This window comes from Thalassospira sp. UBA4513 (assembly GCF_002388495.1).
Lineage (GTDB): Bacteria > Pseudomonadota > Alphaproteobacteria > Rhodospirillales > Thalassospiraceae > Thalassospira > Thalassospira tepidiphila.
Window position 1 is genome coordinate 1 of sequence record NZ_DGMR01000031.1, and the last position, 374, is coordinate 374.

A 374-nucleotide genomic window follows, 5' to 3' on the forward strand; every position below is an offset into this window, starting at 1 on the left:
AAATCAAAGATATCGAAATTGGCCGCGGCATTTTTCGGTGAGCCCGATTTCGGGATTGCCATGACGCCGTCTTGTTGCAGCAACCAGCGAAGCGTCACCTGCACGGGGGACTTGCCGTATTTTTCACCGATGGCCTTAAGCGTTGCATCCTTCATGACATTGCCACGCGCAATCGGGCAATAGGCCGTCAGCAGCATGTTATGTGCGCGGACGCTTTCGAGCACCTTGGATTGGTCAAGATAGGGGTGATATTCGACCTGATTAACCGTCAGCGGCGCATCGGTCAGTGACACGGCCTGATCAATCAGGGCGGTCGGGAAGTTTGAAATCCCGATCAGGCGCGTCATGCCGAGGTTTTTGACCTCGTTCAAGGC

General features: G+C 54.5%; 1 protein-coding gene. It reads right to left on the reverse strand.

Features of this window, described 5'->3' with window-relative positions:
- Positions 1-374, reverse strand: a 374-nt coding sequence (locus tag B2T33_RS12180) for an aldo/keto reductase (protein ID WP_286792110.1), incomplete at both ends; no start/stop codon positions are given.